Origin of the sequence: Nonomuraea sp. NPDC049625 (assembly GCF_040675285.1) — a bacterium.
GTDB classification, from domain to species: Bacteria; Actinomycetota; Actinomycetes; order Streptosporangiales; family Streptosporangiaceae; genus Nonomuraea; species Nonomuraea angiospora_A.
This window is the reverse complement of record NZ_JBFAOQ010000002.1, coordinates 343,551-357,238: the sequence shown is the minus strand read 5'-3', so window position 1 is coordinate 357,238 and position 13,688 is coordinate 343,551. Positions and strand designations below refer to the sequence as shown.

At 72.3% G+C, this 13,688-nt stretch carries 13 protein-coding genes; all 13 read right to left on the bottom strand.

Translation table 11 applies throughout. The features are described from left to right. Window position 1 precedes the first annotated feature (1 nt). The 13 genes from def to AB0J87_RS08975 all read right to left on the bottom strand — a co-directional run bounded on the left by def (window position 2) and on the right by AB0J87_RS08975 (window position 13,685). The gene (gene def, locus AB0J87_RS09035; RefSeq protein WP_350729109.1) at window positions 2-550 is read right to left on the bottom strand and encodes a peptide deformylase; all 549 of its coding nucleotides are present in this window, start codon (window positions 548-550) and stop codon (window positions 2-4) included. 28 nt (window positions 551-578) lie between these two features. Next, window positions 579-1,913, bottom strand: a complete 1,335-nt coding sequence (locus AB0J87_RS09030) for a hypothetical protein (RefSeq protein WP_363963639.1) — start codon at window positions 1,911-1,913, stop codon at window positions 579-581. A gap of 37 nt (window positions 1,914-1,950) precedes the next feature. Beyond that, window positions 1,951-3,384, bottom strand: a complete 1,434-nt coding sequence (locus AB0J87_RS09025; RefSeq protein ID WP_363963637.1) for a hypothetical protein — start codon at window positions 3,382-3,384, stop codon at window positions 1,951-1,953. A 49-nt stretch (window positions 3,385-3,433) separates the two neighbouring features. After that, window positions 3,434-5,545 carry a primosomal protein N' gene (locus AB0J87_RS09020; protein ID WP_363963635.1) on the bottom strand — a complete coding sequence of 704 codons (2,112 nt, stop codon included), beginning with the start codon at window positions 5,543-5,545 and terminating at the stop codon, window positions 3,434-3,436. 258 nt (window positions 5,546-5,803) lie between these two features. Continuing rightward, complete coding sequence (metK, locus tag AB0J87_RS09015) at window positions 5,804-6,991, bottom strand: methionine adenosyltransferase (RefSeq protein WP_350729101.1); 1,188 nt, start codon at window positions 6,989-6,991, stop codon at window positions 5,804-5,806. A 128-nt stretch (window positions 6,992-7,119) separates the two neighbouring features. Next, the gene (locus AB0J87_RS09010; RefSeq protein ID WP_350729099.1) at window positions 7,120-7,443 is read right to left on the bottom strand and encodes a hypothetical protein; all 324 of its coding nucleotides are present in this window, start codon (window positions 7,441-7,443) and stop codon (window positions 7,120-7,122) included. A gap of 180 nt (window positions 7,444-7,623) precedes the next feature. After that, on the bottom strand, window positions 7,624-8,931 hold the full coding sequence (gene coaBC, locus AB0J87_RS09005; RefSeq protein WP_363963633.1) for a bifunctional phosphopantothenoylcysteine decarboxylase/phosphopantothenate--cysteine ligase CoaBC: 1,308 nt from the start codon (window positions 8,929-8,931) through the stop codon (window positions 7,624-7,626). A gap of 8 nt (window positions 8,932-8,939) precedes the next feature. After that, window positions 8,940-9,209: a DNA-directed RNA polymerase subunit omega gene (gene rpoZ, locus AB0J87_RS09000; protein WP_043638590.1), complete on the bottom strand. Its 270-nt coding sequence runs from the start codon at window positions 9,207-9,209 to the stop codon at window positions 8,940-8,942. Window positions 9,210-9,214: 5 nt separating this feature from the next. Then, window positions 9,215-9,808, bottom strand: coding sequence for a guanylate kinase (gene gmk / locus AB0J87_RS08995; RefSeq protein ID WP_185072975.1), 594 nt, complete (start codon window positions 9,806-9,808; stop codon window positions 9,215-9,217). Between the two features lie 116 nt (window positions 9,809-9,924). Beyond that, window positions 9,925-10,248: an integration host factor, actinobacterial type gene (gene mihF, locus AB0J87_RS08990; RefSeq protein WP_020541698.1), complete on the bottom strand. Its 324-nt coding sequence runs from the start codon at window positions 10,246-10,248 to the stop codon at window positions 9,925-9,927. An 858-nt stretch (window positions 10,249-11,106) separates the two neighbouring features. Next, complete coding sequence (gene pyrF, locus AB0J87_RS08985) at window positions 11,107-11,802, bottom strand: orotidine-5'-phosphate decarboxylase (RefSeq protein WP_350729227.1); 696 nt, start codon at window positions 11,800-11,802, stop codon at window positions 11,107-11,109. A 49-nt stretch (window positions 11,803-11,851) separates the two neighbouring features. Further along, on the bottom strand, window positions 11,852-12,829 hold the full coding sequence (locus AB0J87_RS08980; protein WP_350729093.1) for a dihydroorotate dehydrogenase: 978 nt from the start codon (window positions 12,827-12,829) through the stop codon (window positions 11,852-11,854). Continuing rightward, complete coding sequence (locus AB0J87_RS08975; RefSeq protein ID WP_355192689.1) at window positions 12,819-13,685, bottom strand: dihydroorotate dehydrogenase electron transfer subunit; 867 nt, start codon at window positions 13,683-13,685, stop codon at window positions 12,819-12,821. The genes AB0J87_RS08980 and AB0J87_RS08975 overlap by 11 nt, the downstream gene beginning before the upstream one ends. Window positions 13,686-13,688 lie beyond the last annotated feature (3 nt).

Genomic DNA, 13,688 nt, shown 5'->3' with positions numbered 1-13,688 from the left:
CTCAGAGCGCCCTTCCGCCGGTGGCGTGCGGCGAGACCTTGATCACAGGGGCGGACAGGCCGCTCCACTCGGCCTCGCGCACGGCCTTCATGGCCAGCTTGCGCTGCTTGGGGTCCATGCGGTCGATGAACAGGATCCCGTCGAGGTGGTCGGTCTCGTGCTGGAAGCAGCGGGCCATCAGGTCGGTGCCCTCCAGCGTGACGGGCTCGCCGTGCATGTTGAAGCCCTTGGCGACGGCGCGGATGGCGCGCGGCGTCGGGTAGGACAGGCCGGGGAAGGACAGGCAGCCCTCCTCCCCCTCCTCGTCCAGCTCCGAGGACAGGTCGAGGTCGGGGTTGATCACGTGGCCGAGCTGCTCGTCCACGTAGTAGGTGAACACCCGCAGCCCGACCCCGATCTGCGGGGCCGCCAGGCCGGCGCCCGGCGCGTCCATCATCGTGTCGGTGAGGTCTTTGACCAGCTTGCGGAGCTCCTTGTCGAAGTCGACGACCGGGGCCGCCGGGGTGCGCAGCACCGGGTCTCCGAACAGCCGGATCGACTGGATCGCCAAGGGGGTTACTCCGTTTCTCGTCTGTGGATCAACCCAGTTTAGTGCTCTCCAGGGAGCGCGCCTTCATCGCCGCCTTGCGCGCCGCCTTGACCACGGCCTGGTCGTCGTGGGCGGAGGCCAGCATGTCGAGCACGGCGATCGTGTCGGGATGGTCCACCGCGGTCATCTCGCCGACCAGCTTGATCAGGTCCTCACCCGGCTCGGGCGTGTCGAGCCGGCCCGCGGCCGGGCCCGACAGGTGCATGAGCGCGGCCAGGGAGTCGACCGCGATCCAGGTGTGGTCCTCGGGGCTGAGCGTGGGCGCCTCGAGGTCGCGGATGTGCAGCCAGGAGGCGGCGTAGCGGCGCATCAGCGGATTTCCGAGCGCCTGCCTGACGGGCCCCTCGGCCTCCGGTCCCAGCTCCTCGAGGATGGCGCCGACCGCGCCGCGCTGCCCGGCGGTGCCGGACGCGGCGATCTCGATCAGGTCGCGGGCCGCGGACTCCGGCTCGCGGCGCTCCAGCCACCCGGCGACGGCGCTCTGCGTGGCCGAACCCTTGACCAGCTCCGCCACCAGCTCGGCCGCCGACAGGTCGGCGAACACCTCCACCTCGGCCGCCGTCGGCGCGTCATGGCCCTCGCGCAGCAGGTCGCGGCGGATGGCCCAGACGCCGAGCGGGGTGAGCGCGGTGCGGCCGGCCGCGGTCTGCTCGACGAGCCCGCAGTACGTCAGCAGCGACAGCGCCTCCAGCAGCTCGGCGGGCAGCGCTGCGGCCAGCCGGCGCATCTCGACCGGGCCGGGCGCGCAGGCGACCTCGTGGGACTGGAGGATGCCCCTGGCGAGGTTGGCGGTGGCCACGCCGGAGCGCACGGAGTAGATCGTGGCGAGCATCTCGGCCAGGTGGCCGTCGACCACGGCGGAGCCCGTCAGGCCCTCGTCGGCGCGGTCGAGCACGTCCATGACCACGCCGTCCCAGAACTCCAGGATGGCCTCCACCGTGAGCTGCATCGACAGCGGCCCTCGCGAAACGCGGCCGCCGAGGATCTGCAGCAGCCCGGTGTTGACGGCGACGATCCAGATCAGGCGCAGCCGGGCGGCGGGCAGGCCGAGCTCCCGGGCGGCGGCCTCGGCGTCCGCCTCGCTCAGGTGCCCCTGCGGGGTGACCTGGCGGCTGCCCGTCCACGTGGTGAGCCTGATGGCGTCGGCGACGATCGGCACCCCGGGCACCGCCGCGGCCAGCTCGGCGTCGGGCGCGAGCAGGACCGGCGGGAACGTCAGCGCTTCGTGCTCCACGGGAGTCTCCTCAGGAGGCCGTGGGGGCACGGCGGCCTGCTCATCGATCAGCTTGCGCAGCTCGGCGAGGTCGAAGACGTTGTTTGCCACCCACGAAACTTACTGCACAGGAGTCACATGGGCGTACTCAACGGATGGCGCGGGACCGGGCTTTGAAGGCCGCCTTGCGTGCCGCCTTCGCGACCGTGCCGTCGGGGATGGAGCGTCCCAGCAGCTCCAGGACCTCGACGACGTCGGGGTGGTCGACCCGCCACATCTCCTCGATCATATGGGCGGGCGGGCCCGAGGCGGCCATGTTCTCGGCGAAGATCTCGGGATCCTCCTCGGCCGCGGGCATCGCGAGCGCCAGCATGTCGACGCTGACCCAAAGCAGCTCCTCCTGGGTGAGCTGGGGCGCCGGCAGCCCTCTGGCGGCCAGCCAGTGGATGGCGTGCGGGCGCAGCTCCTGGTCGTCGAGGTGGTCGCGGACCTGGCTCTCGGCCTCGGCGCCCAGCCGGTCGACGATGGTGATCGCGATGCCGCGGGCCACGGCGGGCGCGCCGGAGGCGGCGGCCAGCAGCTCGGCGGCGGCCTCGCCGGAGGCCCGGCCGCTCAGCCAGCGGCTGATGTCCTGCTCGGCGAGCTCGGCGGGCATGCCGTCGAGCAGCCCTTCGATGAGCCCGAGCGCGTCGGCCTCGGCCAGGTCGGGGGCCTCGGGCGCGTCGAGGTCGAGCGACAGGTAGTGCTCGCGCAGCCCCCAGACGGCCAGCGGGGTGAGCTCCGCGGTGTCGTCCGTGACCTGGATCATGCCGCACCACGACAGCCGGTCGAGCGTGCCGGCCAGGTCGGCCTCGCCGTCCTCGGCGATCTCGTCGAGGTAGTCGCCGATCACGGTGACGGGCACCCGCACCTGGAGCCGGTAGAGCATGTCGAACAGGTCGTAATGGCCCTCGTGCCGCTCGACCAGGTCGGCGACGCGCGCCGCCCAGCTCTCCAGCGGGTCGCCGGTGTCGGGCAGCGGGTCCTCGGCCAGCAGGGGCACGCTCTCCAGCGCCGCTACGAGGTCCTCCCGCGCGGCCAGCCGGGCCGCGGGCAGCGGGGTGCACCCGGGACAGTCGCAGGGCGCCTCGCCCAGGTCGGGCACCTCGCCGGAGGGGATGGCGATCGCCTGCTCGAGCGACTCGGGGCCGATGGAGCTGAAGAGGCTCTTGGCCATGCCGAAGTTCGCGGGGTCGGCGAGGGCCTCGGGCATGCGCGGCGCGATGTCGTCGAGCCTGTCGCGCATGAGCACCGCCGTCGGCTCGGGGACCGCACCCGCCTCGCTGAGGTAGTCGACGAAGGTGCGGGCGGCGGCGACGGTCTCCGGAGCGCTCTCCGGCGGGGCGATGACCTTGCGCGGGTAGATGGACAGCAGCAGCTCGTCGAAGGTCTCCGGGCTGAAGTCGCCCAGTTCGTTGACGTTGAGATAGTCGCTGGCGTAGTCGCAGAGCAGGCGGACCTCGTCCGCGTCCACCTCGACTTCCCGCGCGTGCCCCCAAGCGCGCAGGTCGTCGATGGCCTGGTTCACCCATTCGATCGACACATGGGCACGCTAACGGCTGGCCTTCAGATGAGCGAATCGGGGAAATGGTCTAAATCAGGTCGAGCGGGTCGACACTCACCTTCACGACATCGGGCGTCTTACGCGCCGCACGCACCCCACTGGCCCCTTTGAGCGCGGCTGCCAGGGCCGCTCCGCCGGACCTCCGTACCCGGATCATGGCGCGTTCCTGGCCCGCCTCGTCCACGGGGACGGGGCCGAGCACCTCGGCGTCGGGCGGCAGGCGTACCTCGTCGAGCATCTGCCTGACCGCGCTCGCCACGCCGGTGAGCGTGGCCATCCGCACCGCCGGCGGGAAGCCCAGCTCGGCGCGGTCGCCCAGCTCGCGCTCGGCGTGGGTGACGGGGTCCCACCTCAGCAGGGCCTGAACGGCGGGCAGCGCGGCGTCGCCGAGCACCACCAGCTCGGCGGCGGGGCGGAGCAGGGCGGCGGCGTTCATCCACCTGCGCACCGCCTCCTCGCCCGCCCTCAGGTCGGCCCTGCCCAGGAGCGCCCAGCCGTCGAGCAGCACGGCCGCCGCGTAGCCACCTTCCGCCACGGGCTCCGCGCCCGGCGTGGCGACGACCAGCGCGCGGGTGGCGGGGACGGTGGCCAGGACGCCGTCGCGGCCCGACGTGCGCACCGGCACGGAGGGGAAGGCCCTGCCGAGCTCCTCCGCGGTGCGCCGGGCGCCGGTGACCACGGCGCGGAGCCTGGGGCTGCCGCAGGACGAGCAGCGCCAGTCGGCGTCCACCCGGCCGCACCAGCGGCAGTAGGGGGCCGCGTGGCCGCCCCGGAGGGCGAGCGGCCCGTGGCACAGGTGACCGGCCTCCGCCGGGGCCTCCGGCATCGGGAAGGCCGTGCCGGCGTGCGGGTCCGGCGGCAGCGCCGTCCTCCGCGTGGGGGGCAGGGCGCAACGGGCGGGAGTACGGCAGTGCCGGCAGGCCAGGGCGGGCAGGTAGCCGCGCCTGGGCACCTGCACCAGCACGGGCCCGCTGTCCAGGCCGTGGCGCAGGGCCCGCCAGGCGAGGCTGGGCAGCCTGGCCTGGCGGGCCGCCTGGTCCTTGGCCAGCTCGGCGTCCTCGCCCGCGGGGCGCACCCGGGGGCCCAGGCCCCTGATCATCGTGCGGGCGGCCACGATCGGCCTGGCCCAGCCGGAGGCGACGAGCTGGGTGGCCTCGGCGGTGCGCGCGTATCCGCCGATGAGCATCGCGGCGCCGGTCCTGTGGGCGCGCAGGCCGAGAACCTCGCGGGCGTGCGGATACGGCGCCAGGCGCTCGGCGTGAAGGTCGTCACCGTCGTCCCAGATGGCCACCAGGCCGAGATCGGCGACGGGGGCGAACATCGCGGCCCTGGTGCCGACAACGGCCCGCACCTGGCCTCTCAGCACCTTCAGCCACCGGCGGTAGCGCTCGGCCGGGCCGAGGTCGGCGGTGAGCGCCACGTGCCTGCCCGGCCCCAGCACCCGGGCGAACTCGCCGTCGGCCAGCGCCACGTCCTTCCCGTCGGGCACCACGACGACCGCTCCCCTGCCGCCGTCCAGCGTCGCCCGCACGGCCTCGGCCGTCGCCCCCGCCCATCCCCTGGCGCCCGGCAGGGCGGACCACACGGCGCGGGGCGCGCGCCCGTCGCGCAGCGCGCCAAGGAAGGAGGGGCCGGTCGGGTACGCGTTCCATGCGCTTTCGGTCTGGGACGGCTCCGCGGGCGGCAGGTCCTGCTTGGCGGGCTCCTCCGACTCGGCCTTGGCGTGGCGGGGCGGGACGGCCAGGCGGAGCACGTCGGTCAGGGTGCCCGCGTACCGGTCGGCGACCGCCCTGGCCAGCCCGGCGATCTCGGGGGTGAGCACGCGTTCGGGGGACACCACGCGTTCGAGCGGCATGAGCCTGCCGTCGTGGTCGCTCTCGTCCGCCCGTTCCAGCAGGAACCCGTCGACCAGCTTGCCCGCGAACCGCACCCGCACCCGCACGCCCGGCCCGGCCGTCTCATGCATGGAGTCGGGCACCAGGTAGTCGAAGGGGCGGTCGAGGTGCGGAAGCGGGCTGTCCACCACAACCCTCGCCACGGGGCGCTCAGGGGCGGGCGCGGGGGCCCCTTTGGTGTCCTTCGACGACGCTGGGGGCCGCACGGCGTCGAGCGGCAGAAGGGCGTCGTCGGAGTCGGTCACGCATAACGTCTACCAGACCGTTCGCCGTGACCGAGCGAGAGCGGAACGGTTGCCGGGGCCACGCGTCCCCAGCGGTCACGGGCGCGCCGGAAGGCCGCGTCAACCCAGGTGGGCCGCTCGTCGAGCACGGCGCGCGCGTCCCCGGACCTCAAGGCCGCGAGGGCCGCCTTCCGGAGCCGCGTCGGCTCCGGGGCGCGCCTGACACGCCTAGAGGCGCCGCACACCAAGGCGGCGCCCCTTGAGCTCGGACGGCGTGGGTCAGAGGCCGGCGGCGGTGCGCAGGGCCTCGGCGCGGTCCGTGGACTCCCAGGAGAAGCCCTCACGGCCGAAGTGGCCGTAGGCGGCGGTCTCCGAGTAGATCGGGCGCAGCAGGTCGAGGTCGCGGATGATGGCGGCCGGGCGCAGGTCGAAGACCTGGAGGACGGCGTCCTGGATCTTCTCGACCGGCAGCTTCTCGGTGCCGAAGCACTCCACGAACAGACCCACCGGCTGCGCCTTGCCGATCGCGTACGCGACCTGGACCTCGCACCGGTCGGCCAGGCCGGCGGCGACGACGTTCTTGGCCACCCAGCGCATGGCGTAGGCCGCCGAGCGGTCGACCTTGGACGGGTCCTTGCCGGAGAAGGCGCCGCCACCGTGGCGGGCCATGCCGCCGTAGGTGTCGATGATGATCTTGCGGCCGGTCAGGCCGGCGTCGCCCATGGGGCCGCCGATCTCGAAGCGGCCGGTCGGGTTGACCAGCAGGCGGTAGCCCTCGGTGTCGAGGTCGAGGCCGGCCAGCACGGGGTCGACCACGTGCTCCTTGATGTCCGGCGTCAGCATCTCCTTCAGGTCGATCTCCGCCGCGTGCTGCGTGGAGACCACCACGGTGTCGAGGCGGACGGGCGTGTCGCCGTCGTACTCGATCGTCACCTGCGTCTTGCCGTCGGGACGGAGGTAGGGCACCGTGCCGCTCTTGCGCACCTCCGACAGCCGCTGCGCCAGCCGGTGGGCCAGGGTGATCGGCAGCGGCATGAGCTCGGGGGTCTCGCGGCAGGCATAGCCGAACATGAGGCCCTGGTCGCCCGCGCCCTGGCGGTCCAGCTCGTCCTCGGCCTGGTCGACCCGGCTCTCGTAGGCGTCGTTGACGCCCTGGGCGATGTCGGGGGACTGGGCGCCGATGGACACCGACACGCCGCACGAAGCGCCGTCGAAGCCCTTGTGGGAGGCGTCGTAGCCGATCTCGAGGATCTTCTCCCGGATGAGGGCCGGGATGTCGATGTAGGTCTCGGTGGTGACCTCGCCTGCGACATGGACCTGGCCGGTAGTGATCAGCGTCTCGACCGCGACCCGGCTCTTGGGGTCGTCCTTGAGCATGGCGTCGAGAATCGCGTCACTGATCTGGTCAGCGATCTTGTCCGGGTGGCCTTCGGTGACCGACTCGGAGGTGAACAGGCGACGTGACAACTCAGTGGCTCCTCATGCAGCGGCTGCTGACGGATTTAAGGCCCGGGACGCATGGGCATACCTGGGCCTCGCCGAAGTCTAGCCCCACCCGGCGCCAGGGCGCGAAACCGTCCGCGCTCCTGTTTCCGTCACAGCTCGGGCAGGGGGTCGGGCGGCAGAGTCTCCGGCGCGAAGATCTCCGCGTCGGCGGCCGCCACCACCGCGGCGTACTCCTCATCGAACTCGAACACCATGGAGTCCAGCTCGATGACCGGTCCAGGCAGGATGGGGCCGAGCCTGGTGTGTCGCGGGAACTCCGCGAACACCGCGACCGGCCGATCGCTCCTGAGCGTCCTGGTGGCCAGCACCGATATCGAGGAAGCGGTGACCACGATCAGGAAATTCCCCGTCCCGCCGGGTCCCGCCGACACCGCCGGAAAGACGTAGCGGATCTCCCCCTGGTCGCCGAGCAATGTTCTACAACGGTCTCTGACAGCAGAACCCACCGGCATTCCATCCCCCTTCGCCCCAAGTATCCGCAGGCGATAGGGGTGGAGCAATAGGTGATCGGGTAATCGCTCTTGCACGATTCGAACGGTCCAACGCCGGGTACGAGCACCGGATACGCACATCCCGGAAGGGCCGGGGCCACGCTAGGGAAGGCGGGCCGCCACGAGGTCCCACACGACGTCGGCGAGGGCCTCCTTGGGCCCGAACGGCACCTCGACCGGGTCGCCGCCCGCCACCAGCACGGTGGCCGCGTTGTCGGGCGTGCCGAACGCCAGCCCCTCCCCCACCTGGTTGACGACCAGCAGGTCGCACCCCTTGCGGGCGAGTTTGGCCTGGCCGTTGGCGAGCACGTCGTGCGTCTCGGCGGCGAACCCGACGATCACCTCGGGGTACGCCCCACGCTCCCGGCGCGGCACGACACCACCCGGCTCAAGCCCTGCGACGACAGGATCCGGATCCGCGGCGGCCGGGAAGGGCTGGGCCGCGGCTGCGGGGCGCGTTCGCGCGGCGCGGGCCTCACGGCGGAGGGTGCCGAGCTCGGCGAGGATGTCGGGATTCTTGGCCAGGAAGATCGGCTCCGGCTCGCCGTCCGTCTTCTTGATCTTCGCCTCGTGCCGCGTGGCGGGCCGGAAGTCGGCCACCGCGGCGGCCATGACCACCGCGTCGGCACCGGCCGCGGCGGCGAGCACCGCATCGCGCAGCTCGGACGCCGACTCCACCCGTACGACCTTGGCCCCGGCGGGGTCGGGCAGCGTGACATTGGCCGCCACCAGCGTCACCTCGGCCCCCCGGGCGGCCGCCGTGCGCGCCAGCGCGTAGCCCTGCCGCCCCGAGGAGCGGTTGCCGAGGTAGCGGACCGGGTCGATCGCCTCCCGCGTGCCTCCGGCGGAGACGACGACCTTGCGCCCGGCCAGGTCGCGGGGCCGGCCGCGCAGCACCCGCAGGCAGACCTCGAAGATCTCCGCGGGGTCGGGCAGGCGCCCGGGGCCGGTGTCGGCGCCGGTGAGGCGCCCGACGGCGGGGTCGATCACGACGGCGCCCCGCTCGCGCAGCGTCTCGACGTTGGCGCGGGTGGCGGGGTGCTGCCACATCTCGGTGTGCATCGCGGGCGCGAACACGACCGGGCAGGTGGCCGTCAGCAGCGTGTTGGTGAGCAGGTCGCCGGCCAGCCCGTGGGCCGCCCTGGCGAGCACGTCGGCGGTCGCGGGCGCCACCACGACGAGATCGGCCTGCTTGCCGATCCGCACGTGGGGCACCTCGTGAACGTCGTCCCAGACCTCGGCGGACACGGGGTTGCCGGACAGGGCGGCCCAGGTGGGCGCGCCCACGAACTTCAGCGCCTCGCGGGTCGGCACGACCCGCACCTCGTGCCCCGACTCGGTGAACAGGCGAAGCAGCTCGCAAGCCTTGTACGCGGCGATGCCGCCGCTGACGCCCAGGACGACCTTCATCGAAGGAGTCAGACCGCGCCTTCGATGGGCTCGGCGTTGAGCAGGCCCTCGGAGACCTCGCGCAGCGCGATGGACAGCGGCTTCTCCTGCGCGTGCGTCTCGACCAGCGGGCCGACGTACTCCAGCAGGCCCTCGCCGAGCTGGGAGTAGTAAGCGTTGATCTGGCGGGCGCGCTTGGCGCCCATGATCACCAGGGAGTACTTGCTGTCGACGATGTCGAGCAGCGCGTCGATCGGCGGGTTGGTGATGCCCTCCGCGGCCGGGGTGGTGCCTGCCACGATTGTCAGACCTCTCGGTTGGTGGTTGTCGTGACCCCCTGAGGGTCAGTCATCAAGGCTATCAGCCGGCGGCACACGTCTTGGACGCTCGTGTTCACGAGTGTCAAGTCGAACTCCTGCTCCGCGGCCATCTCGACCCGCCCCGCCTCCAGGCGGCGCGCGATGACGTCCTCGGGCTCGGTGCCACGGCCACGCAGCCGCTTCTCCAGCTCCTCCCAGGTGGGCGGGGCCAGGAACACCAGCAGGGCCTCGGGCATGCTCCTGCGCACCTGCCTGGCGCCTTCGAGGTCGATCTCGAGCAGGGTGGGGACCCCGTCGGCGAGCTTCTTCAGCACCGGCTCGCGCGGCGTGCCGTAGCGGTTTCCCGCGAACTCCGCCCACTCGAGCAGCTCCCCGGCCGTCACCAGCCGGTCGAACTCCTCGCCGTCGACGAAGTAGTAGTGGACCCCGTTCACCTCACCGGGACGGGGCCTCCTGGTGGTCACCGAGACCGACAGCCACACCGCGGGGTGTGCCCGCCGGAGCTCGGCGACGACCGTGGACTTTCCGACGCCCGACGGCCCTGAAAGGACCGTCAGCCGCCGTTCGCTCAAGGGCAAGAATCCGACCTCCGCGCCGGGCCCGAATGCCTCGTAGGCACTGACTTCGCCGGACCAGGACCTGTCGGTCACTTTCCTACCCCCCGTTGAACCTGCGCTTTCTTGTGGAACAGAGATTAGCTCTCGTTGCCACCGAACTCGCGCTCGAGGGAGGCCCTCTGGTTCGCGCCGAGACCCCGCACGCGGCGGGACTCGGCGATGGCAAGCCGCTCCATGAGCTGCTTGGCGCGGACCTTGCCGACGCCGGGGAGCGATTCCAACAGAGCCGACACCTTCATCTTGCCGATGACGTCGTCGGTCTGCCCATCCTTGAGCACCTCAGCCAGAGAAACCGCGCCATGCTTGAGCCGGTTCTTGACCTCGGCACGCTCTTTACGGGCCTTGGCAGCCTTCTCCAGGGCTGCGGCGCGCTGCTCAGGGGTCAGTGGAGGAAGAGCCACGCCGGGTCACCTCGAATTTCTGTCGATGTACTCGGACGGGAAGGGAAACTAGCTGGTCATCGCCCCCTAAGCAACGTCAAGCGCCGTTTCTCTCCTCACAAAATCCACTTCATCACTCTGCGTGATCGTAAAATCACATTGTGCTGATCAAATCGCCCTCACTTCCCGGTTCGCGCGTCGGACCGCGACGGTGTCGCGAAACGCAACGATGATCGCATTCCAGCCACCCATCGATGTCCGAAATCCCGCCCAGACCAGGGCCGAAACCCATTCCGAAGATCGCGTGCGCAGGCCCCCGCGGATGCATTACGATCTTGCCAGGCACCCCGGCACGGCATGATCCACAATCCCGCCGCCCACCCCATGGATGGCACCCCCGCGCCAAGGGACCCACCACCCCGATCCGAGCCCGCGGATCACCCACCCACCGCGCCACGCAATCACCCGCGTCGCGGACCCGACCGCGCCACATCGAGCACCGTGACGGTGAGCCTGAAGGGCGATCGGCCCCCAGTCGGGGCTGGGAGACTGGCGGGCGATCGACTACCGGCCGGGGCTGAGAGGCCGGGCTGAGGGACCGGTCGCCCCACCCGATCGGGGCGATCGCTCAGGTGGGCGGAACGGCAGGCGTCGGTCGGCTGAGAGGGCCTGCTAGCCGAGGGTGCGGGCGCGATGGGCCGGCGACTCGCCACGGAGCCGGTCAAGAGTGCGCGTCGTCACGGCGACCGGCCCGTGAGCCTTCACGACCGGCCATGACGGACGGCCACGGGCGTCGGCGCGTGCGGCCCACCGTGCGGAGCCGTAAAGGATGGATGGCTTGAACGGCGCACCACCCAGGGTGAAGCTGCAAAGAGTGGGTTAAGAGGCGCGGCGGAGAGAAGAGGCTATGGCGGCGGCGGCTGCGCCCGGGTCGGGGGAGGCGGTGATGGGGCGGCCGATGACGAGGAGGTCGGCGCCGTCGGCGAGAGCCTGTTCGGGCGTGGCGACCCGTGCCTGGTCCTGCGTGTCGGCCCCCGCGGGCCGCACCCCCGGCGTGATGAGCGTGATCCCCTCCCCCACCTCCGCCCGCACCGCGGACACCTCGTTGGGCGAGCACACCAGCCCCTTGGCGCCCGACTCCACCGACAGGGCGGCCAGGCGGCGCACGGCGTCGTCGGCGGGCCCCTCGAGCCCGATGCGCGCCAGGTCGGCCTCCGACAGCGAGGTGAGGATCGTCACCGCGGCGATCTGGGTCTGCGGGTCGGCGGCCTCCACGGCGGCGCGGATCATGGCGGGGCCCCCGGCGGCGTGCACGGTGAGGATGGCCGGGCGCAGCCGGGAGACGGCGCGGGAGGCGCCGGCGACGGTGTTGGGGATGTCGTGGAGCTTGAGGTCGAGGAACACCTGCACGCCGCTGGCCCCCCGCACCGAGGCGATCACGTCGGGGCCGTAGCGGAGGTAGAGCTCCAGGCCCACCTTGACCGTGCTGACGTGCGGCGTCACCAGGGCCGCCCACTGGGCGGCGGTCTCCAGGTCCGGGGCGTCCAGGGCGACGGCGATGGGCGCGGGAGTCAGGAGCGGGGCGGGACTCAAGACGGGCTCTCCTCGATACGGCAGCTGATGATCATGGTGTGCTCTCTTCGGAGTCGACGAGCAGGTGGCGGGGGGCGCTCCCCGGCGGGCGGTGGGCGAGGCCGACGGCGTCGGCCAGGCGCTGGAAGCCGCGGGCCCTGAGAAGGTCCTCAAGCTCGCGTTCGATGCGCAGGCAGGCGTAGGGGTCGTGGAACAGCGCCGTGCCCACTCCGACCACACAGGCGCCCGCCAGGACCAGCTGGAAGGCGTCCCTGCCGCTCATCACGCCACCGATGCCGATGAGGGGCACCCCGGGCAGGGCGGCGTGGACCTGCCACACGCACCGCACGGCGAGCGGCAGGATCGCGGGCCCCGACAGCCCTCCGGTCACGGCGGCGAGCGAGGGCCGCAGCGCCTCGGTGTCGATGGCCATGCCCAGCGGGTTGTTGATCATGGACAGCGCGTCGGCCCCCGCGTCCACGCAGGCCCGCGCGACCGACACGATGTCGGCCACGTCGGGGGCCAGCTTGGCCACGACCGGCACGTCGTAGCGCATGATCGAGCGGACCGAGGCGATCACCTCGGCCGCGGCGCTGCCCTCGCGGGCGAAGACGCGGCCGCGGTCCTCCATGTTCGGGCAGGAGAGATTGACCTCGAGAGCGGTGACCCCGGGCGCGTCGGCGAGCCTGCGGGCCAGCTCGGAGTATTCGGCGACGGTGCCGCCGCCGATCGAGACGATGGTCTTGATGCCCCGCTGCGCGAGCCAGGGCAGCTCGCGCTCCAGGAACGCGTCGATGCCCGGCCCCTGCAGGCCGACCGCATTGAGCATGCCCGAGGGCGTCTCGGCCATGCGCGGCGTGGGCCGCCCGGCGCGCGGGGCCATGGTGATCGAGCGGGTGGTCAGCGCCCCGAGCCGGTGCAGGTCGAAGAACTGGGCCAGCTCCCGCCCGGACGCGGCGCATCCGGCGGCCGTGGTGATCGGGTTCGCGAGCTCCACATGCGCCAGAAATGTCCGCATATCAACTGACATGTCGTGCACCGCCTCCGGGGGCGCCGAGCGCGTCGAACGGGATCGTTCCCACGTCCTCGAAGCGCACCCGCTCCCCCCGGAACACCGGTCCTTCCGCGCATGCCCGCACCATCCTGGTCACTCCGTCATCCCCGATGACGGGCAGCACGCACGTCATGCACACCCCGATGCCGCAGGCCATCGACTCCTCGACGGCCACCTGCACCGGGATGTCGAACTCCATCGACACCGCCGTCACGGCCCGCAGCGTCTCCATCGGAGCGCAGGCGTAGACCGCGTCGGCCCGCGTGTCGGCGATCACCGAGGGTAGCGCGTCGGTGACCTTGCCGCGAAGCCCGAGCGAGCCGTCCTCGGTGGTCAGCGTGGTGGTCTCGGCGATGCGGCGGGCCCGCATGGCACCGAACACCCGCTCGGCCCCGGCCCCGCCCAGCACGAAGTCGACCCGGCAGCCCCGCGCCAGCAGCGCGTCGGCCAGCGGGAACAGCAACGCGGAGCCGTACTCGGCGCCGACCAGCACGCAGTGCACCGGGTCGCGCGGCAGCGGAAAGGGCCGGCCGAGCGGCCCGACCAGGTCGAGCGTGTCGCGGGCGCGCCGCTCGGCCAGCCAGGCCGTGCCGGGGCCACGGGCGGTGAAGACCAGCTCGACCGTGCCGCCGTAGTCGGACTTGACGTCATGGATGGACAGCGCGCGGCGCGTCACCATCGACGTCTGGCCCCCGCCGACCGCGACGGAGACGAAGTGACCGGGGCGGTAGCGCTCGGCTATGCCGGGCGCCACCACCGTCAGCGCATGGTAGGCGTCGACCCGGCGCGTGGTCAGCACCGTGCCCGTTACCTGCACCGGAGTGCCGGCCAGTCG

Coding starts and splice junctions, on each gene's coding strand:
- coaBC (WP_363963633.1), bottom strand. CDS start 8,931: ATGAAGGTCGTCCTGGGCGTCAGCGGCGGCATCGCCGCGTACAAGGCT.
- AB0J87_RS08980 (WP_350729093.1), bottom strand. CDS start 12,829: ATGTCAGTTGATATGCGGACATTTCTGGCGCATGTGGAGCTCGCGAAC.